Origin of the sequence: Mycobacterium sp. GA-2829, assembly GCF_001499965.1 — a bacterium.
In the GTDB taxonomy this organism is placed as follows: Bacteria; Actinomycetota; Actinomycetes; order Mycobacteriales; family Mycobacteriaceae; genus Mycobacterium.
Map to the genome: position 1 here is coordinate 1 of NZ_LQIT01000015.1, position 18,737 is coordinate 18,737.

Annotated in this window: 20 protein-coding genes and 1 pseudogene; 8 read left to right on the forward strand and 13 right to left on the reverse strand. The window is 69.9% G+C overall.

Annotation, left to right across the window (positions count from 1 at the left end):
* Positions 1-194 (forward strand): annotated as a pseudogene (locus tag AU194_RS32560) (hypothetical protein); the annotation flags it as partial.
* On the opposite strand, the gene AU194_RS11015 reads toward AU194_RS32560, so the two are convergent.
* The 3 genes from AU194_RS11015 to AU194_RS11025 are packed head-to-tail and all read right to left on the reverse strand — an operon-like array spanning position 191 to position 2,901.
* Positions 191-1,684: an FAD-binding protein gene (locus AU194_RS11015; protein WP_059089284.1), complete on the reverse strand. Its 1,494-nt coding sequence runs from the start codon at positions 1,682-1,684 to the stop codon at positions 191-193. The pseudogene AU194_RS32560 and the gene AU194_RS11015 sit on opposite strands and share 4 nt — an antisense overlap.
* Complete coding sequence (locus AU194_RS11020; RefSeq protein WP_059089285.1) at positions 1,681-2,178, reverse strand: VOC family protein; 498 nt, start codon at positions 2,176-2,178, stop codon at positions 1,681-1,683. Before AU194_RS11020 ends, AU194_RS11015 begins: the two co-directional genes overlap by 4 nt.
* Positions 2,179-2,223: 45 nt before the next feature.
* A complete protein-coding gene (locus tag AU194_RS11025) occupies positions 2,224-2,901 on the reverse strand; it encodes a TetR/AcrR family transcriptional regulator (protein ID WP_059089286.1) in 678 nt (225 codons plus the stop codon).
* A 103-nt stretch (positions 2,902-3,004) separates the two neighbouring features.
* Here AU194_RS11025 and AU194_RS11030 point away from each other — a divergent pair, with 103 nt between their 5' ends.
* The gene (locus AU194_RS11030; RefSeq protein WP_059089287.1) at positions 3,005-3,445 is read left to right on the forward strand and encodes a nitroreductase/quinone reductase family protein; all 441 of its coding nucleotides are present in this window, start codon (positions 3,005-3,007) and stop codon (positions 3,443-3,445) included.
* A gap of 4 nt (positions 3,446-3,449) precedes the next feature.
* Here the strand turns inward: AU194_RS11030 and AU194_RS11035 are convergent, their stop codons facing one another.
* From AU194_RS11035 to AU194_RS11060, 6 genes are all read right to left on the reverse strand, one after another.
* Positions 3,450-4,121: a hypothetical protein gene (locus AU194_RS11035; RefSeq protein ID WP_059089288.1), complete on the reverse strand. Its 672-nt coding sequence runs from the start codon at positions 4,119-4,121 to the stop codon at positions 3,450-3,452.
* Between the two features lie 117 nt (positions 4,122-4,238).
* The gene (locus AU194_RS11040) at positions 4,239-5,645 is read right to left on the reverse strand and encodes an FAD-binding oxidoreductase (protein WP_059089371.1); all 1,407 of its coding nucleotides are present in this window, start codon (positions 5,643-5,645) and stop codon (positions 4,239-4,241) included.
* Positions 5,646-5,655: 10 nt separating this feature from the next.
* Positions 5,656-6,810 (reverse strand): cation:proton antiporter, encoded by a 1,155-nt coding sequence (locus AU194_RS11045; protein ID WP_059089289.1) that lies wholly within the window; start codon positions 6,808-6,810, stop codon positions 5,656-5,658.
* 3 nt (positions 6,811-6,813) lie between these two features.
* Positions 6,814-7,335 carry a cation:proton antiporter regulatory subunit gene (locus AU194_RS11050; protein ID WP_059089290.1) on the reverse strand — a complete coding sequence of 174 codons (522 nt, stop codon included), beginning with the start codon at positions 7,333-7,335 and terminating at the stop codon, positions 6,814-6,816.
* Positions 7,336-7,365: 30 nt separating this feature from the next.
* Positions 7,366-8,304 carry a sterol desaturase family protein gene (locus AU194_RS11055; RefSeq protein ID WP_059089291.1) on the reverse strand — a complete coding sequence of 313 codons (939 nt, stop codon included), beginning with the start codon at positions 8,302-8,304 and terminating at the stop codon, positions 7,366-7,368.
* Positions 8,305-8,342: 38 nt separating this feature from the next.
* Positions 8,343-9,902, reverse strand: coding sequence for a carboxylesterase/lipase family protein (locus AU194_RS11060; RefSeq protein ID WP_059089292.1), 1,560 nt, complete (start codon positions 9,900-9,902; stop codon positions 8,343-8,345).
* A 39-nt stretch (positions 9,903-9,941) separates the two neighbouring features.
* Between AU194_RS11060 and AU194_RS11065 the strand changes: the two genes are divergently transcribed.
* Positions 9,942-10,280, forward strand: a complete 339-nt coding sequence (locus AU194_RS11065) for a multidrug efflux SMR transporter (RefSeq protein ID WP_059089293.1) — start codon at positions 9,942-9,944, stop codon at positions 10,278-10,280.
* Positions 10,280-10,603 (forward strand): multidrug efflux SMR transporter, encoded by a 324-nt coding sequence (locus AU194_RS11070; RefSeq protein WP_059089372.1) that lies wholly within the window; start codon positions 10,280-10,282, stop codon positions 10,601-10,603. Before AU194_RS11065 ends, AU194_RS11070 begins: the two co-directional genes overlap by 1 nt.
* Here the strand turns inward: AU194_RS11070 and AU194_RS11075 are convergent.
* A complete protein-coding gene (locus tag AU194_RS11075; protein WP_059089373.1) occupies positions 10,572-11,771 on the reverse strand; it encodes an MFS transporter in 1,200 nt (399 codons plus the stop codon). The two genes, AU194_RS11070 and AU194_RS11075, sit on opposite strands and share 32 nt — an antisense overlap.
* 127 nt (positions 11,772-11,898) lie before the next feature.
* Between AU194_RS11075 and malQ the strand changes: the two genes are divergently transcribed.
* A complete protein-coding gene (malQ, locus tag AU194_RS11080) occupies positions 11,899-14,037 on the forward strand; it encodes a 4-alpha-glucanotransferase (protein WP_059089294.1) in 2,139 nt (712 codons plus the stop codon).
* Between the two features lie 91 nt (positions 14,038-14,128).
* On the forward strand, positions 14,129-14,539 hold the full coding sequence (locus tag AU194_RS11085) for a hypothetical protein (protein ID WP_059089374.1): 411 nt from the start codon (positions 14,129-14,131) through the stop codon (positions 14,537-14,539).
* Between the two features lie 2 nt (positions 14,540-14,541).
* Here the strand turns inward: AU194_RS11085 and AU194_RS11090 are convergent, their stop codons facing one another.
* The 3 genes from AU194_RS11090 to AU194_RS11100 are packed head-to-tail and all read right to left on the reverse strand — an operon-like array spanning position 14,542 to position 16,623.
* A complete protein-coding gene (locus AU194_RS11090) occupies positions 14,542-15,330 on the reverse strand; it encodes an SDR family oxidoreductase (protein WP_082698592.1) in 789 nt (262 codons plus the stop codon).
* Positions 15,331-15,332: 2 nt separating this feature from the next.
* Positions 15,333-15,767 carry an SRPBCC family protein gene (locus AU194_RS11095; RefSeq protein WP_059089295.1) on the reverse strand — a complete coding sequence of 145 codons (435 nt, stop codon included), beginning with the start codon at positions 15,765-15,767 and terminating at the stop codon, positions 15,333-15,335.
* 10 nt (positions 15,768-15,777) lie between these two features.
* On the reverse strand, positions 15,778-16,623 hold the full coding sequence (locus AU194_RS11100) for a lysophospholipid acyltransferase family protein (protein ID WP_059089296.1): 846 nt from the start codon (positions 16,621-16,623) through the stop codon (positions 15,778-15,780).
* Positions 16,624-16,728: 105 nt separating this feature from the next.
* Between AU194_RS11100 and AU194_RS11105 the strand changes: the two genes are divergently transcribed.
* A complete protein-coding gene (locus AU194_RS11105; RefSeq protein WP_059089297.1) occupies positions 16,729-17,628 on the forward strand; it encodes a metal-dependent hydrolase in 900 nt (299 codons plus the stop codon).
* Positions 17,629-18,735 (forward strand): PDR/VanB family oxidoreductase, encoded by a 1,107-nt coding sequence (locus AU194_RS11110; protein WP_059089298.1) that lies wholly within the window; start codon positions 17,629-17,631, stop codon positions 18,733-18,735.
* Positions 18,736-18,737 lie beyond the last annotated feature (2 nt).

Consider the following 18,737-nt stretch of genomic DNA (forward strand, 5'->3'; position numbering starts at 1 on the left):
AGATGCCCAGACGCCGCCGCACCCGCGCCGCCGAACGCCGCGCTCACATCGCCGCCGAACGCGCGCGCAACCAGGCCCACCTCGACCAGTACAGGCCACCGCCACCGAAAATTGACGACGAATCAGATTGTCTCGCCGACCTTTTCGGCAGCACGCAGGTGAACGCCGAACACGACGAACCTCCCCCGTTCTAGCCGCGCTGAGTATGCGACGCCGCATGCGACCCGGCGCGCCGGCCGAAGAACGACCCCTCACCCAGCTGGGTACCGCTGGCATACCCCTTGCCGTCCTGGGCGATGTTCGACGCGCACGCCCCAGCCGCGTACAGGCCGGGAATCGGAGAACCGTCCTCGCGCAACACCTCACCGTCGATCGACACCGCGAGCCCGCCCATGGTGAACCCGGAGTACATCGCTCGACCCAGCGACAGGTCGAACGCCGCCCACGGCCCGTTGTCCTGTGCTGCAACGTATTCCGGCTGCTTGTGGAAATCCGGGTCCTCACCGCGCGCGGCGTTCTCGTTGTACCGCGCGAGCGTCGCAGCCAGCTTGCCCGAAGGGATCTCGAGTGCGGCCTCCATCTCCGCGACGGTCTCCCACCCGTCGATGAACTTGATCAGCGGCATCTCGGGCATCTGCATGTGCGCCTCGTCGACGATGAGGTACGCCGTCTGATCCGGCTGCTCCAACACGAACGCCGAAGTGCGCGAATGGTAGGAGTCCTCGGCCACGAACCGCTCGCCGTCCTTGTTCACGATCACGCCGGTGAGCAGGATCTCGGGCGGATACGCCGCCGCGGTGATGAACAGCTGATCCAGGTTCTTGGCCACTCCACCGGCAGAGATCCCCATCCGGATGCCGAGCCCGTCGTCGTTGGTGTTGCCGAGGATGTACGGCTCGACCTCGCCGTGGTGCTTCGTGCGTCGCTTGTGACCGAGCGCCGGGGTGTGCTCGGCGACCATGTCGGGGTTCATCGCGAATCCGCCCGCGGCGACGATCACCGCATTCGCCTTCACCACACCGGTGTCACCGAAGTGCTTCCACCGCGCGCCCACCACGCTGCCGTCGTCGCCGACGACCAGGTTGGTCACACCGGTCTCGTACCGGATCTGCACCCCGAGATCGGCGGCCCGCTTCACCAGCAGATCGATCACCATCGCCGCGCCGCCCAACTCCCCCGGCACCGGCACGGAATGACCACGCGGGGCCGGCTTGGCCTGTTCGCAGAACGGCCACACCTTCTCATTGCCGGTGTACGACAACCCCTCGGTCCCCGGCGGCACCACCACCTTGCCGGGGTAGAAGCTGCGCTCGAACTGAAAACCCAGGCTCTCCAGCCAGTCGAAGTGCTCGACGCTGCCCTCGCAATACGCGCGGATCTTGTCGTGCTCCGGTTCGCGCGACATCGCGACCAGGTACTTGTACATCTCCTCGGCGCTGTCCTCGAAGCCGGTGGCCTGCTGTACCGCGGTGCCGCCGCCGAGATAGAAGTGGCCACCGGCCATCGACGTCGTTCCGCCCGCTGCGGCCGCCTTCTCCAGCACCAGTACCCGGGCTCCCGCCGCGGCGGCGCTCACCGCGGCGCAGCCTCCGGCGATGCCGAAGCCGACCACCACGACGTCCACCTCATCCGACCACTCGGCGACCGTACCGGCCGCGACAGTTTCGGGGATCTCGGTGCTCATGCCAGCTGCTCCTGTTTGACGTAGTCGAAGAACGTGCGGATATCGTCTGTGAGACAAGCGATTTCGATATATGGCACACCGGCCTCCGCCGCGCCGACATAGGCGAAGCGCATCCCGCCCGCCATCACGCCCTCCGCGACGACCGGCAGGCCGTGCGCCTCGGCCTCCCGCACCGCGGCAGCGAACGCGTCCTCGTCGACGGCCTCGCGGCAGACGTGGTGCAGCCCAGGGCCGCTCCGGTCGAGGAATTCGGTGTAGAGACTCTCGCCGCGCACGGGCGTTATGACCTCGAGCTGGGTGTCACCGGCGTAGCTCAGCGACACGTCGGCGACGAAGTCGGCCGGCGCGCCGCGGTACCGGCACGTGTCCGGCCCGAAGTGCACGCCGGGCATCCGCACCCATTTGCGCGCGCCGAGCAGCGTGGACAACGCCCGCTCGGTGGCGTCCAGGTCGCGGGTCACCCAGGCGATCTGGACAGGTGTCTGGTCGGCCATCGGTCCGAGAATATCGCCCACCCCGGCGGCGCGCTAGAACGTGTTCTAGTTTGGCGTGTCAGCCAGCAGGTCGATCAGCCCCCGGATGTGCAGATCGAAGAGCTGTGCGGGATCGGTGAACGTGTCCGCGCCGTACTGTCCGAAGACCTCGAGGCTGATAGCCCCGACCAGCCCCGCCCACAGCGTGACCGTCTTCGCCATCGCCCCGTCGCCGATCGACACCCCGAACTCCGCACGCACACCGTCGAAGTCCACCGAAAGCGGTTCGGGCACAACGCCGCCGCCGTCGATCTCCCCCGCCGCCACACCGGCGGCCACCGCGGAGAACAGAGCGCCGACCACCCGGGTGCCCGGTCCGGTGGTGCGCTCGGCCGGGGCTCGATACCCGGGGACCGGTGTCCCGTAGAGCAACGCCCACCGCGCCGGCTCCGACACCGCCCAGTCCCGCGCGGCGTGCGCCATCCGCAGGATCCACTCCCGCCACAGACCGGCCGAAGCCTCGTCCACCCGCGCCGCCAGGTCGGAGTAGGCGTCGATCAGCAACAACGTCAACAGGTCGTCGCGGCTGCTGACGTATCGGTACACCGCCGACGACACCACACCGAGGTCGCGCGCGATCGCCCGCAGCGAGAGCCCGGCCGGGCCGTCGGTGCTCAGATGCCGACGGCCGACCTCGACGATCTGCGCCTCCATCCGCGCTCTGCCGTCCTGACGTACACCCATGGCGCCAGTCTCGCACAAACGGAGAGCACTGCTCTTGCAATATCGCCGAGACGGGTGCACAGTGAGAAAGAGAGCACCGCTCACTGAAACGGAAGGACCGCCGATGAGCACTCGTTACGATGAACCGGGCCCACTCGCCCGCGCCGGCAACACCGTCATCCGCCACCTCGCCGAGGCCGGCATCAGCATCGCCGGATCGCACGCCCTGCGCGTACGCGGCCGCAAGACCGGCCAGCTCCGCAGCGTCGTGGTCAACATCTTGACGGTCGACGGCAGGCGCTACGTCGTCTCACCCCGCGGCAACACCCAGTGGGCGCGCAACGCCCGCGTCGCGGGCACCGTCGAGGCCGGATCGCGCTGGGACCGCAGGACCGTCGGGCTCACCGAGGTCGCCGACGCCGACAAGCCGGAGCTGCTGAGGCGTTACCTCGACCGCTGGTACTGGGAGGTCAAGGGGCACGTCGGCGGGCTGACGCCGCAGTCGAGCGACTACGAGATCCGCGCCGTGGCGCCGTCGATCCCGGTGTTCGAACTGGTCGGCTGAGGGCTCAGGCGCCCGCGGTGATGATGACGGCCTCGCCGGCCTGCTGCGTCGCGGCCTGCCACGACACCGCGGCCGGGAACTGACCCCAGGTGCTGTTGAACATCCCGATGATCACCGCACGCCCGTCCGGGGCGTTGAAGTAGACCGGGCCACCCGAGTCGCCCTTGCGGCTGACCACCCCGTTGGCCATCGTGAACCAACCGTTGTTCACGGCCTCGATGTTGCCGCAGCTCTCTCCGGTGACCACGCCGAAGTGGCACACCGGCATCCCCTTCGTGGGCACCACCGACGGGTCGACGACGAGCGCGCGACCGTTGGGCAGGATGTTGTTGACCTGCACCGTGGGATCCAGGGCGATGGTCTGCCAGTCCGAGATCTGGTGGTTCACGTCGACGGTGGTGCCGTCGGGGGTGTTGTCGACGTAGGCGGTCTGCACGCCGATGAAGGCGCCGCCGCGGTCGTTGACCGGTCCGCTGCCCCGGCAGTGGCCCGCGGTGTAGGCGACCCGCCGCTCCAAGTCGACGAACCCGAGCGTGCACAGGTTGGTGTCCTGACGGATCTCCATGCCGGGTGAGACGACGGTGCCCGGGTCGGCGGACGCTGGGGCCAGCGGCGCGAGCAGCGCGGCCAACGGCGCCGCGACGGCGGCGATCGCGTTCAGCAGGTGTCGGCGCACTTCTGCTCCCTCCCGACGGTTACAGCGGCGCGACCCCTGATCAGTGGCCGCTCGTGTGCTCTATCGGGGACGCGTCACCTCACGTTACGGAAGCATCACGGTCAACGCAGAATCCGGTCACGAATCGAACCCCAACCCGACCGCATCCAGGGTGCGCAACAGCAGGTTGCGCCGACCGGCCGAATGGTCGGCGCGGTCGAGTGACCAGCGGGTGACGTTGATCCCGATGCTCGCCAACGGCTCCGGTGGGAACGGCAACGGCTTCTTGCGCACCATCTCCAACCTGGTGCGCGGGGTGTCGGCGCCCTCGAGCCGGTCCAGACAGACATCGGCGGCGAACCGGGTCGCCGCGACGCCGAGGCCGGTGAACCCGTTGACGTAGGCGATCCGGCCGCCGCGGGCCAGGCCCCAGTGCGCGCAGAACCGGGTGTTGGTGTCGATCGCACCGGCCCACCGGTAGTCGAACCGGACGTCGGACAACTGCGGGAAGGTGAGGAAGAAGTGCGCGGCGAGCCGCCGGTAGGTCTGCGGCCGCTCCTCGTAGGCGGCCTTCACCTTGCGGCCGAAGTGGTAGATCGCGTCGTACCCGCCCCAGACGATCCGGTTGTCGGCGCTGAGGCGGTAGTAGTGGAACTGGTTCGCGCAGTCGCCGACACCCTGCCGGTTCCGCCAGCCGATGCGCTTCAACTGGTCCTCGGTCAGCGGCTCGGTGGCCAACACGTAGTCGTACACCGGAACGGTATGAAAACGGTTGCGCCGCAACAGACTCGGGAAGACGTTGGTCGCGAGCACGGCCTGGTCCGCGGTGATCTGACCGCCGGGCGTGCGCACGCACACCGTCGAACCGCGGGTCTCAACGGCCGTGGCCGGGGTCTGCTCGTGGATCTGCACACCGGCCTCGGTGGCCGCCCGCGCCAACTCGAGCGCCAGTTTGGCCGGGTGCACGATCGCGCAGCTGTCCGCTTCGAACAACCCGGCGCGGTACGTCGGGGACCGGACCTCCTCGCGCACCGCCGCCTCGTCGAGGAAGCGGCCCTCACCCTCCTGCGCGGCGTCGGCCAGCCAGGCCACCTGATGCGGTTCGGTCGCCACCGTCAACATCCCGGTGCGCTGCCACTCCACATCCAGGCCGAGCCGCTCGATGTCGGCCTGCATCCCGTCGAGGTTCTCCATGCCGAGCCGGCCCAGCAGCTCGATCTCGTCGGGCCAGCGTGACTTCCCGTTCTCCGCGCCGTGGGTGAGGCTGGCGTCGACGAATCCGCCGTTGCGGCCCGACGCCGCCCATCCGACGCGGTCGGACTCCACCATCACGATGCGGCTGCCGGGCCGTCGTTCGGCGGCGTGCAGCGCGGTCCACAGCCCGGTATAACCCGCACCGACCACGACGAGGTCCGCCGTCACCGCCCCCGACAGCGGCGCGTACCGCGGCCGCGGCACGTCCAACCACATCGAACCGGAGACACTGGGCGCCAGCGCCCGGTCGATCAGCGTCGCGTCGACCGGCGCATCGAAAACCGTCTGCACAGCGGGGAGACTATCCGGGCCGCCGCCGCGCGGGCATCCGTCCACCGGCGAACCGGGCCAGCACCGGACCCACCATCGCGAGGATGAACACGTACGGCGTCGCCACCGCCTCGAGCGAATCCACCGAGGCGCCGACGAGCCCGATGATCACCAACGAGAACTCCCCGCGCGCGATCAGCGCCGTCCCCGCGCGCAACTGCCCCGGCCTGCCGACCCCGTCGCGCCGGGCCGCGAACTGACCGGTGAGCACCTTGGTGCCTGCGGTCACGACGGCCAGCGCGAACGCGACCGGCAACATCGGCAGCAGCGCGACAGGTTCGACCGACACCCCGATGGCGAGGAAGAAGATCGCCGCGAACAGATCCCGCAGTGGGGTCAGCACGGTGCGCGCCCGCTCGGCCGCCTCCCCGGTCAGCGTCAGCCCCACCAGGAACGCGCCGACCGCGGCCGAGGCGTGGATGTACTCCGCCAGCGCCGCGACGATCAGCGTGAGGCCGAGGATGCGCAGCAGCAGCTGCTCGTTGTCCGGGTGCGCGACCAGCCGTCCGACGTGGTGGCCCCACCGGTAGGACACCACGAACGCCGCGACCAGCGCGGTGATCGCGATCGCCATCCCCAGCATCGCCTGCAGGAAGGTGCCGCCGGCGGCGAGGACCGCGAGCAGCGGCAGATACGCCGCCATCGCGAAGTCCTCGAGCACCAGGATCGACAACACCGACGGGGTCTCGCGGTTGCCGAGGCGCCGCAGATCCGACAACAGCCGTGCGATGACCCCCGACGACGAGATCCACGTGACCCCGGCCAGCGCCAGGATCCCCACCCCGTCCAGGCCGATCAGCCAGCCGGCGATGGCGCCCGGCGCGGCGTTGAGGACGAAATCGACACCCGCCGACGGCAGATGACGGCGCAGGCTGGTCGCGAACTCGCCGATCGAGAACTCCAGTCCGAGCGTCAGCAGCAGCAGGACCACACCGATCGTCGCGCCGGTCTCGACGAACTCCCCCGCGGCGGGCACCGGCGCCAACCCACCGTCTCCCAGCGCCAGCCCGGCCGTCAGATACAGCGGAATCGGCGACAGCGCGAAGCGGCGGGCGAGGGTGCCGAGCGCGGTGAGCACGGCGAGGATGACGCCGAGCTCGAGCAGCAGCGTCGCAGAGACCTCCACCGGTCAGCCCCGGCCGGGCGGACCGGACTGCGCCTCGCCTCCGAGCCCCTGGGTGACGATCGCCTCGACACCGGCCAGCCCCTCCTCGGTGCCGATGACGATCAGGACGTCACCGGCACGCAGCAGGTCGGCCGGGCCGGGCGAGGCCATCACCTCCTCGTCGCGCACGATCGCGACGATCGACGCGCCCGTGCGGGTGCGGGCCCTGGTGTCGCCGAGGGGCTTGTCGACGAACGGGCTGCCCGCACGGACCGTGACCTGCCCGGCGTTGAGGCCGGGCACTTCGCGGGTGAGGTCGGCGAACCGCTCGGCGATCCGCGGTGCGCCGAGGATCTGGGCGAGCGCCTCGGCTTCGTCGCCGGTCAGCCGGAACACCTGCTGGGCCAGGTCGGGGTCCTCCCGCGGGTAGACCACCACCTCGAAGTCACCGGTCCGCCGCGCGACCACGCCGATGCGGTCCCCGTCGCGGTTGTCGAACTCGAACCGCAACCCGACCCCGGGCAGCAGCACCTCTTTGACGTCCATGGCCCCCATCTTGCTGCGCCCGCGGCCAAATCAGGCGCGAACGGCGGCCTTGTCCTCCACGTGTCGGCTTTCGACGGGCCGCCATCCCGGCGGGCCGAAGGCGTACCCGATGCGGTCACGCCAGCGCGTCGCCCGGCGGACGTCACGCGCGATCGCCGCGTACTCGTGGGTCTGCAGTTTCCAGATGTTGTACGTGTCCACCGGTTTGGTCAGCCCGTAGTGCGGGCGGAAGATCTCCGGCTGGAACGTGCCGAACATGCGATCCCAGATGATCAGGATGCCGCCGTAGTTGCGGTCGAGGTACTCGGCGTCGCGGCCGTGGTGCACGCGGTGATGCGACGGCGTGTTGAACACGAATTCGAAAGGCCGCCACATCGTTCCGATGCGCTCGGTGTGCACCCAGAACTGGTAGATGAGGCTGATCGAGAACCCGAAGAACACCATCCACGGCGGAACCCCCAACAGCGGCAGCGGGAGCCACATCACGATCTCACCGCTGTTGTTCCACTTCTGCCGCAGTGCGGTGGCGAAGTTGTAGTACTCGCTCGAGTGGTGCGCCTGATGGGTGGCCCACACCAGCCGGACCCGGTGCGCGACGCGGTGATAGAGGTAGAACAGCAGGTCCACGCCGACGATCGCGATCACCCACGTGTACCACCGGTCCGACGGCAGATGCCACGGCGCGACGTAGGTGTAGAGCGCCGCGTAGCCGATCAGCGCGCCGAACTTCCACACCGACATCGTGCCGACCGAGATCAGCCCCATCGCCAGGCTCGTCCACGCGTCGCGCGCGACGTACGACCCGGGCGGGTGCTGCTCGTCGGCCTCGAGGTGTTCGAGCTTGCGCGCGGCGACCCACTCCAGGATCAGCAGCAGGAGAAAGAACGGGATCGCGAACAGCACCGGTTCCCGCATCTGCGGCGGCAAGAACTGCAGAAACGCACCGATCGCGTCGACGATCGCACCCATCACGTCACCTCCGGCGGCAGTCTAACCGCCGCGGCCGCTCAGAAACTGAGGACTTCGTCGCCCCATGCGGTCCGCACGTCGCGGTCGAGATCGTCGACCACGGCGTCGTCCTTGTCGATCACCAGAGTGGCCCGGTCGTCGGCGCGGTAGGGCCGCCACTGCGGCGACCCCCCGGGCGTCCCGGTCGCGGCGAACCCCGTCCACCGCCGCCGGATCCGCTCCGAGACCGCGGTGCCCGCCTTCAGGCCGCCCAGCTTGAACGTCGGATCCTTCGGGCCCGCCACGAGATTGCCCCACACGTAGGGCAGTTCGGTCGCGTGCGCGGCGCCCAGACGGACCAGCCGCAGCACCGGGGTGGCGAAGTCGAAGCGGTACAGGTACACCGGCGCGACGGCGCTGTGCCCCTCGGCGAACCACAGCGACGGCATCCGAAAGCCGATGTCGCGGGCCACGCCCATGCCCCTGGCCTTACCGCGCAACCCGGGGTATGCGCCGACCAGGTCCGCCTCCGACGGCAGTTGCAGACCGGGCTGTTCGGCGGAGATCTCGGCAAACATCGCCTCGATGGCCTGCGGGGTGATCGGCAGCAGCGGTGACTTCATCCAGCGGAACAGCGCCGCCTCGTGCTTGTTGGTGCCAATGATCAATGGCACCGGCAGCGAGCCGCCGGTGCGGGCCACCTTGACGGGCAGATCCGGGACCAGGTCGCCGTCGATGATCGGCGCGAAGGCCAGCGTGCCCGGGGTGTTCGCGGGCACCTCGTCGAAGAGGCGTTTGGAGGCGGCCAGCACCGCGGCCATCGGTGCGTCGACGAGGCGGTCGGCATCGGCGGGCGCGACACCGAGGCGCGCGAAGAATTGTTCGGCGGTGCGCCTGCCCCGTTCGGCGGTGTACACCGACGTCGCCGGTGAGCTCTGCGCGATGGCCGCCGAGAACAGCCCCGCCGCAGCAGGACTCGTCAGCAGCGTGGTGACGATGCCGCCGCCCGCGGACTCCCCGAACAGGGTGACCCGCGCCGGATCGCCACCGAATGCGGCGATGTTGTCCTTCACCCAGTGCAGCGCGGCCAGCACGTCACGCAGACCGGGGTTGGTGTCGAACCGGGTGCGCGAGGTGGTGAAGGCCGACAGGTCGAGGAATCCGAACGCGCCGAGGCGGTAGTTGATCGTCACGACCACGACGTCGCCCCCGGTGGCCAGCGCACGCCCGTGGTAGAGCGGCTGATTGGCCGAGCCGAGCACATACGCGCCGCCGTGCACCCACACCATCACGGGTTTGGCGTCACCGGCCTCGGTGCCCGACGGGGCCCACACGTTGAGCCGCAGACTGTCCTCGTCCTGGACGCCCCCGAGGTCCAGCGGTATCCGCGGATCGGTCGGTTGCGGGCAGACCGGGCCCACCCGGCGCGCGTCGGCGACCTCGCGCCACGGCTGCGGCGGTTCGGGGGCGCGCCAACGGAGTTCGCCGACCGGCGCCGCGGCGTAGCGGATGCCCTTCCACGCCTTGACCGCACCGTCGTCGGTACCCCGTACGGGTCCGTACGCGGTGTCGACGACGGGCTCGGCGAGCACCGTCCGTCCAGTTGATTCGGTCGTCACTCCGACCAGGCTACTCACGCCTTCGGATAGGTTGGCCCAGTGCGGAAACCAGCGCTGTTGACAGCCGCCATCGCCAGTGAGGTCACCGCCACCCTGTCCCTCCGGGCCTCCCAGGACGGTTCGTGGTGGCTGATCGTCGTGGTCGCCGGCTATCTGGGCGCGTTCGTCCTGCTGACCGCGGTGCTGCGGGAGGGCATGTCCATCGGTGTGGCATACGGGATCTGGGGCGCTGCGGGCACCGCGGCCACCGCGGTACTGGCCGCGGCGATCTTCGGGGATCCGTTCACCTGGCCGATCGCCGCGGGTATCGCGTTGATCATCGCCGGCGTGCTACTGGTCGAATCCGGATCGCGGCCGGAATCGGGTGCCGCACTGTGATGTATCTCGCTCTGGGCTCCGCCATCCTGCTGGAGGTGGTCGCGACGTTGTGCCTGCGTGCCTCCGAAGGGTTCCGGAAGAAGACCTGGATCGTGCCCGTGGTCGCCGGCTACATCGGGTCGTTCTACCTGCTGTGGTTGACGCTGCACCTCGGTATGCCGGTCGGTATCGCCTACGGAGTGTGGACCGCTTGCGGTGTCGCGCTCGTCGCGGTGGTCGCGCGATTCCTGTTCGGGGAGCGCCTCACCCCCAGGATGGGTGCCGGAATCGCGCTGATCGTCGCGGGTGTGCTCACGATCGAGTTCGCCCGAATCGCGCATTGAGCACGCCGGCGAACAGCAGGATCACCAGCCCGGCGGCCGGAACGCTCAGCAACCCGACCCGCAGACTCGTCGAATCGGCGATCAGCCCGACCACCGGCGGGGAGGCCAGGAATCCGATCCGCAGCAGCCACGTGACGATGGTCAGCCCGGTACCGGGTCGCAGCCCCGGGAGTTGGTCGGCGGCGTGCATGGCGGCCGGGATCGCGGTGGCCACGCCGAGCCCGGCGACGGCGAACCCCGCGATCGTGGTCGGCACGCTGGGGAACGCGAGCGCCGCACCCATTCCGGCGGCGGTCAGCGCACCGCCCGCGCGGGCGACGGTGGTCTCGCCGAACCGGTCCACCAACCGGTCCCCGAGGAGCCGGCCGACGAACATGAATGCCACGAGCGCGACATAGCCGAACGCCGCGATGGCGCCCGGTGCGCCGACGCTGTCGCGCAGATACAGCGTCGCCCACGAACTGCCCGCGTCCTCGACCGTCGCCCCGGCGATCGCGATCAGCGCGAGAGCGATCAGGACGAGGTACACCTTGCGGCCCGCGCCGGTGCTGGTGGTCTGCGCCGCGGCCGGGTGGTCGTCGTGGTCGGCGCCCGGCAGCATGAAGCGGTAGGCGACCAGCACGACGGTCGTGAAAATCACGGCGGACACCCCCAGGTGCACCGGCCGCGGGATGTGCAACGCGATGGCCCCGGCGCCCATCAGCCCGCCCAGGACCGCGCCTGCGGCCCAGACGGCGTGCGCGGAGTTGATGATCGAGCGGCCGTAGTACCGCTGTAGGCGCAGCGCGTGCGCGTTCTGCGCCACATCGGTCACCGAGTCCGACGCTCCTGCGAGGAACAGCGCACACCCCACGAGCAGCGCCGACGGCGCCAGTCCGGCGGCGAACACGAACACCGCGATCGCGACGGTGCCCGTCACCGCGACCTTCGCCGAGGTGAACCGCCGGATCAGGGCTCCCGCGGTGAGGCCTGCGATGAACGCACCCGCGGAGAACGCCGCGATCGTGATGCCGTAGACCGTGTTCGACAACGCGAGGTCGGTCTTGATCTCCGGGAACCGCGGCAGCAGGTTGGCGAACAGCGCGCCGTTGGTGAGGAACTGTGCCGCCACCGCGACCCGTGCCCGGCGGTTCCGCGCCGCGGTCTGGTCGAGCACTCCGGACGCCATGGCCGTGACGATACCCACGCCGGTTACTTTCCCTTCGAACGGGAATCCCTGCGCCCGTGCCAGCTATGACATCAGCTCCGGTCTCCCGTTCCGCGCCCACGCTCGGCTACCGGCAGGATGGTCGGCTATGAGCTCCCTGGCCGAACTCGCCGCCCGTCACGGCGTCGCCACCCACTACGAGGACTGGACCGGTACGCAGGTCGCGGTCCCCGAGTCGACGCTGGTCTCGGTGCTGGACGCACTCGGCGTCGCGGCCCGCGACGAGGACGAACGCACCGCCGCGCTCCGCGAGCACGACCGCGCCTACTGGCGGCGACCGCTACCGCCCACCCTGCTGGGCCGCACCGGCAGCACGTCGTCGTTCTGGGTGCACGTCACCCACGGCGACGACGTCGAGGTCTGGGTCACCCTCGAGGACGGGTCGACCCGTTCGGGGCTGCGCCAATTGACCAACGACACACCGCCTTTCGACCTCGACGGCCGCCTGGTCGGCGAGGCGAGCTTCGAACTGCCCGCCGACCTGCCGCTCGGCTACCACCGGGTGCACATGCGCAGCGGGACGGTCGACGCGGATGCGCCCCTGATCGTCTCCCCCGCCCATCTGCCGGTCCCGCCGCGGCTGGGCTCGCGGCGCAGCTGGGGGTTGGCGACCCAGCTGTACAGCGTGCGCTCGCACCGCTCGTGGGGTGTCGGCGACCTGACCGACCTGACCGACCTCGCGGTGTGGTCGGCGACGCGGCACAGCGCCGGTTTCATCCTGGTCAACCCGCTGCACGCGGCCGCACCGGCCGCGCCGATGGAACCCTCGCCCTACCTGCCGACCTCCCGCCGCTACGTCAACCCGCTCTATCTGCGGCCGGAGGCCATCCCGGAGTACGCCGAACTGCGCCACCGCGGCCGGTTACGACGTTCCCGCACCGAGGTGCAGGCCAAGGCGCGGCGTAAGGAGCTCGTCGACCGCGATTCCGCGTGGCGGGCCAAACGCGCCGCGCTGGCCGCGGTCTACGAGGTCGACCGTTCCGCGGGCCGCGAACTGGCCTACGCGGGTTACCGGGCCAGGGAGGGCCGCGCCCTCGACGACTTCGCAGTGTGGTGCGCGCTGGCCGAGAAGTACGGCAACGACTGGCACGGCTGGCCCACCGACCTGCAGCACCCCCGCAACGAGGCGGTGGCCGCCTTCGCCGCCGCCAACGCCGAGAAGGTCGACTTCCACCGCTGGTTGCAGTGGCAGCTCGACGAACAGCTCACCGCGGCGCACGCCACCGCGATCGGCGCGGGGATGGACATCGGCGTCATGCACGATCTGGCCGTCGGGGTGGACCCCAACGGCGCGGACGCGTGGGCGCTGCAGGAGGCGTTGGCACTCGGGGTGACCGCGGGTGCGCCACCGGACGAGTTCAACCAGCTCGGTCAGGACTGGTCGCAGCCGCCGTGGCGGCCCGATCAGCTCGTCGAACATGCCTACGAACCGTTCCGCGCGCTGGTCAACGCCGTGCTGCGGCACGCGGGCGGCGTTCGCATCGACCACATCATCGGACTGTTCCGGCTGTGGTGGATCCCTCGCGGCGCGAAACCGACCGACGGCACCTACGTCCGCTACGACCACGAGGCGATGATCGGCATCGTCGCGCTCGAGGCGCACCGGGCCGGCGCGGTCGTGGTCGGGGAGGACCTCGGCACCGTCGAACCCTGGGTGCGGGACTACCTGCGTGACCGGGGGCTGTTCGGCACCTCGATCCTGTGGTTCGAACAGGACCGCGACGGCGCGGGCGGCCCGTTGCCCGCCGAGCGATGGCGGGAGTACTGCCTGTCGGCGGTGACGACGCACGATCTGCCGCCGACCGCCGGCTACCTGGCCGGCGAACACGTCCGGTTGCGCGACGAGCTGGGCCTGCTCACCCGTCCCGCCGACGAGGAGCTCGCCGACGACCGTGAGGCGCAGGCCGCATGGCTGTCCGAACTGCGCCGGGTCGGCCTGCTCCCCGACGGCGACCAGAACACCGACCCCGATCCCGACACGGTGATCCCGGCGCTGCACCGGTACCTGGGCCGCACCCCGTCCAAGCTGCTGTCGCTGTCGCTGGCCGACGCGGTCGGTGATCTGAAGACCCAGAACCAGCCTGGGACCAGCGACGAGTACCCGAACTGGCGGGTGCCGCTGCGCGGTCCGGACGGGCGGCAACGCCTCGTCGAAGACGTGTTCACCGACCCGAGGGCGGCCGCTCTCGGTGCCGTCATGGGGTCGTTGGTGCACCCGGAGCAGTGAGGCGGATGTAACGCCTGGGGCCTCTGCTCCGGTTTCACATTCGACACCGCTGCGATATGTTCGCACCGCACCACAACCGACGGAGGCCATGTTGAAGAAGCTCGTGACGCTCGGCGCGGGAGTGCTCGCCGCCGGAGCCGCAGTCGTGATCAGCACGGGTGTGGCCGCGTCCCAGCCGGGCGGCAGCTACAACGTCGTCGGCGAGCCGTACGGCAAGGCGATGCAGATCCTGCGTGCGCAGGGTGTCAAGGCCACCTTCGGCGGCTCGTTCGGCAGTGTGTTGCAGCAGTCGAACTGCCTGGTGGACAGCCAGAAGCTGACCTCCGCGGGCAAGATGATCCTGATGCTGGACTGCAGCCAGGCCGCCGCCGACCGCCTCAAGGCGACCCAGCCCGCCGGGGGTCCGCGCGTCGGCTCCAACGGCATCACCACCGTCACGCCCACCCCGATCGTGCCGATCCAGGGGGCGCCGGGCGCGGGGACACCCCCGCCGGTCGGCTGACCTCAGCGATTCATCGGCCGCGCGATGAGCCGGTTCATCCGCGCCTTGACGGCGTCGGGTAGCACCGTGTTCGCCGCACCCAGCGCCTTCGACATCAGTGATGCCGCCACCACTTTGCGGTCGCCGCGCAGCATCGCCTCATAGCCCTGGCGGGCGACGGCGGCGGGGTCGTCCTTGGGCAGCAGACCGCCGATCGGGGTGTTGCGCATCTTGGCGCGCGTGAAGAATTCGGTGTCCACGGGCCCGGGCATCAGCGCGGTGACGGTCACCCCGGTGTCGCGCATCTCGTCGTGCAGCGCCTCGGCGAAGCTCTGCACGAACGACTTCGACGCGTTGTACATGCTCTGGTAGGACCCCGGCATCGCCGCGACGGTCGACGACGTGAACAGCACCCGTCCGCTGCCGCGGTCGGCCATGTCCCCCAACACCAATCGCGCGAGATGGACCGTGGAGCGCACGTTGAGGTCGACGATCGCGAGGTCCTCCCGCAGATCGCCGTCGACGAACCGGCCCGCCCGCCCGATGCCCGCGTTGATCGCCGCCGCGTCGAGGTGGCGCCCGTCGGCGGTGGCCTTCTCGTAGAGCGAGGCGACGCCGTCCTCGGTGCGCAGATCCACCTCGACGGGCGTCACCTTCCGGCCGATTCGCGAAAGTTCCTGCGCCGCAACGTGAATCTGCGCTTCGTCGGCGGCGATCACCAGCTCGTACCCGTCGCGGGCGAACAGTTTTGCCAGTTCGAATCCGATCCCCGTCGAGGCGCCTGTGACCAGGGCCAGTCTGTCTGCGGCCATGTTCAGCCCTCCACCATCTTCTTGAGTCGTTTGAGGGTCTCGGACATCGTGCGTCCCACCTGACGTGCCGCCACCCAGTCGGCGATCAGGCCCAGCACCCCGCCCGGCGCCTCGTAGGACAGCCGGAACGTCACCTTGGTCCGGCCGTCGTTGGCGTCCCGCAACCGGAAGCGGCCGCGCAGGGTCACCCCGGTGATCCCGATCCACGCCAGGTCCCGTCGCGCGTCGAACTCCACGATCTCGACGACGCCGCCGATGGGCACCGAGCCCACCTTCCAGTGCGCGGTGAACCGGGACCCGACGTCGGCGGGCCCCTCGGTGACGGTCTCCCATCGCTCAAGGCTCGCCATGAACTCCGGATAGCAGTCCGGGTTGCTGACGACCTTCCACACCGCGTCGCGGTCGGCGTCGAGGACGCACTTCCGTTCCAGCCTCATCGCCTCACCCCTAGCCCAGCACCGGGAATCGTCGTTCCGCGGCCAGTCGGTCCACCCCGTCCTGCAGGCTTGCCACGACCTTGTCGTTGATGACGTCGTCGTCGGCGTCGGCGATGTCGGAGGCGTCGATGGGCTCCTGCACCTCGATGACGATCTTGGTCGGCAGCGGCAGCCGCGGGATCAGGTCGCTGATCACCAGCCCCCACGGCGGCGCCAGCAGGATGGGGACGCTCTTGAGCCGCGCCAGCTTGTCGACCATCAGCAGCCGGGCCAGCCACTGGCCACGGTCGAGGAACAGCGCCGCCTCCTGCCCGCCGACGCTGGCGACCGGCACGATGGGCACGCCTGCCTCGCGGGCCAGCTTCACGTAGCCCTTGCGGCCGCCGAAGTCGACGCGGTGACGCTCCCATGACGGACGGAACACCTCGTAGTCGCCGCCGGGATAGACCAGCAGCGCGGCCCCGGACTCCAGCGCCATCCGGGCGTTGTCGTGGTTGGCCGCGATCGTGCCGAACTTGCGCAGCCAGCCCAGCCCCGGCGCGGAGACCACGAGGTTGTGCGCCAGTTGGTAGAACGGCCGCTCGACCCCGAAGTACGAGCAGAACGCCAATGTGAACACGAACGTGTCGGGCGGGATGTTGCCCCCGCTGTGGTTGCCGACCAGCAGGACCGGCCCGTCGGCGGGGATGCGGTCCAGCCCGCGCACGTCGGCGCGGAAGTACAGCGACGCCAGCAGCCAGGTACCGGGCAGCTGCTCGCGGATGTAGTCCGAATCGCGCTGATCCATATCCGCATTCGGGACCCGGGAGGACACCTGGTGTTTGGCCCATTGGAGAACGTCGCTGATCCCAGCCATGGCACGTCGTATTGACGCCGGGGGGATAGCCGAAACCTGCGTTCCCACATACCGTCGTAAACTGCGGAACATCAGGGCCATCAGAGCTGGCGACAGGGAGGTGCCATGCTGCGACCCCGCCGGTTCGCGGTGGAAGTCGACCCCGGACCCGTCCAGATCCAAGCCCGCCGCGTGGCCTTCGACGTCACGGGCGCCGACCTGCACTGGATTCCCGGTCACCCCGTCGCCTCGAATGTGGTCAGCCTCCTCAACGTCGTGCTGCCCGCCGCCGAACGCTGGTTCGTCGACACGTTCAACGAGGCGCTGCCGCTGGTACGCGATCCCCGGCTGGCCGAGGACATGCGCGGGTTCATCGGCCAGGAGGCCACCCACGCCGACGTGCACGAGCAGGTGCTGCACGAGTACCTGGAGAACCGCGGCATCGATCCGCATCCGGTGCTGGCGCAGATCGAGTACGTATTCGGCCGCATGCTCGCTCCGGACACCTCCGCGGATCCGAAACGCAGGCTCAATCATCTGTGCGACCGGCTGTGGCTGATCGCGGCCATCGAGCACTACACCGCCGTGATGGGCGATTTCGCGCTGAACTGCGCGTGGGACGACTTCGGCGCCGACCCGACGATGGTGGACCTGTTCCGCTGGCACGGCAGTGAGGAGGTCGAGCACCGCAGCGTCGCGCACGACGTCGCGGTGTACTTCCACGACAGCTACCTCGACCGGATCCGCGCCATGTCGATCGCGGTGGTGATGATCTTCGTGTTCTTCCAGCGGGCGGCGTGGTATCTGGTCAAACGGGATCCGAACACCGACATCGGGTGGTGGCGCTTCAACCGGCTCCGCATGCGGGACTCGAAACTGGGCCTGCTGCCCCGGTACCGGAAGTTGTTCGGCGCCAACACGTTGATGTACTTCCGGCCTGGTTTCACCCCCGACCAGATGGGGTCGACGGCGCAGGCCGTCGCGTATCTGGCGACCTCACCGGCGGCGCGGGCCGCCCACCTGTAGATGGCACTGCCGGGCCGATGGCGCCAGGCGCCGCCGAGCGCGTTCGGCCGGCTGCGCCACGACCTCGCGATCGCAATGGCCGACACCGCGATCTCCGCGATGTGGGCGCTGTCGGGGCGCATGCGCGACATCTCCGCACCGCAGCGCGAGGCCCCGGTCATCCCGCTCACCGTGGCGGACCGGCGTGTGGTCGCCCGCGATCAGGACGTCATCGCGCTGACACTCACCGCCGCCGACGGGGGTGCGCTGCCGGCGTGGCATCCGGGGGCACACCTCGACCTGCAGCTGCCCAGCGGGCGCCTGCGGCAGTACTCGCTGTGCGGCGACCCGGGCGTACGGGACAGCTACCGCATCGCGTGCCGCCGGATCCCCGACGGCGGCGGCGGCTCGGTCGAAGTCCACGAACAGTTGCGCGAGGGCGCCACCGTGCGAACTCACGGCCCCCGCAACGCTTTTCCGCTCACCCTGCCCGGATACGGATCCCCCGGCGAGCGCCTGCACTTCGTCGCGGGCGGTATCGGCATCACCCCGATCCTGCCGATGCTGGCGCTCGCGCAGCGGTACGAGGTGCCGTGGACGCTGACTTACGCCGGCCGCAGCCGCGCCAGCCTGCCCTTCCTCGACGAGGTCGAGGCGTACGGCGGGCGCGTCCTGGTGCATACCGACGACGTGCACGGCCTACCGAGCGCGGCCGATCTGCTCGGTGAATGCCCCTCGGGCACAACGGTGTACGCGTGCGGTCCGGCCCCGATGCTCACCGCGGTGCGTGCGGCACTGGCCGACCGCGCCGATGTCGAACTGCACTTCGAGCGGTTCGCCGCCCCGCCCGTCGTCGACGGTGCGCCGTTCGAGGTCACGGTCGCCTCGACCGGGGCGACGGTGGCGGTGGCGGCCGACGAGACGCTGCTCGCCGCGTTGAACCGGTCGGGGGTGCACACCGCCTACTCATGCCGTCAGGGGTTCTGCGGCACCTGCCGCACCCGGGTGCTCGACGGAACGGTCGACCACCGGGACACGCTGCTCACCGATCCGGAGCGGGCCGCCGGGATGATGCTGACCTGCGTGTCCCGCGCGCAGCAGGGTGAGCGGTTGACGCTGGACCTGTGACG

Bases quoted from the DNA above. Each gene is read 5' to 3' on its own strand.
- AU194_RS11015 (WP_059089284.1), bottom strand. From the start codon at position 1,684: ATGAGCACCGAGATCCCCGAAACTGTCGCGGCCGGTACGGTCGCCGAG.
- AU194_RS11020 (WP_059089285.1), bottom strand. From the start codon at position 2,178: ATGGCCGACCAGACACCTGTCCAGATCGCCTGGGTGACCCGCGACCTG.
- AU194_RS11025 (WP_059089286.1), bottom strand. From the start codon at position 2,901: ATGGGTGTACGTCAGGACGGCAGAGCGCGGATGGAGGCGCAGATCGTC.
- AU194_RS11030 (WP_059089287.1), top strand. From the start codon at position 3,005: ATGAGCACTCGTTACGATGAACCGGGCCCACTCGCCCGCGCCGGCAAC.
- AU194_RS11050 (WP_059089290.1), bottom strand. From the start codon at position 7,335: ATGGACGTCAAAGAGGTGCTGCTGCCCGGGGTCGGGTTGCGGTTCGAG.
- AU194_RS11055 (WP_059089291.1), bottom strand. From the start codon at position 8,304: ATGGGTGCGATCGTCGACGCGATCGGTGCGTTTCTGCAGTTCTTGCCG.
- AU194_RS11070 (WP_059089372.1), top strand. From the start codon at position 10,280: ATGTATCTCGCTCTGGGCTCCGCCATCCTGCTGGAGGTGGTCGCGACG.
- AU194_RS11075 (WP_059089373.1), bottom strand. From the start codon at position 11,771: ATGGCGTCCGGAGTGCTCGACCAGACCGCGGCGCGGAACCGCCGGGCA.
- malQ (WP_059089294.1), top strand. From the start codon at position 11,899: ATGAGCTCCCTGGCCGAACTCGCCGCCCGTCACGGCGTCGCCACCCAC.
- AU194_RS11090 (WP_082698592.1), bottom strand. From the start codon at position 15,330: ATGGCCGCAGACAGACTGGCCCTGGTCACAGGCGCCTCGACGGGGATC.
- AU194_RS11095 (WP_059089295.1), bottom strand. From the start codon at position 15,767: ATGAGGCTGGAACGGAAGTGCGTCCTCGACGCCGACCGCGACGCGGTG.
- AU194_RS11100 (WP_059089296.1), bottom strand. From the start codon at position 16,623: ATGGCTGGGATCAGCGACGTTCTCCAATGGGCCAAACACCAGGTGTCC.
- AU194_RS11105 (WP_059089297.1), top strand. From the start codon at position 16,729: ATGCTGCGACCCCGCCGGTTCGCGGTGGAAGTCGACCCCGGACCCGTC.
- AU194_RS11110 (WP_059089298.1), top strand. From the start codon at position 17,629: ATGGCACTGCCGGGCCGATGGCGCCAGGCGCCGCCGAGCGCGTTCGGC.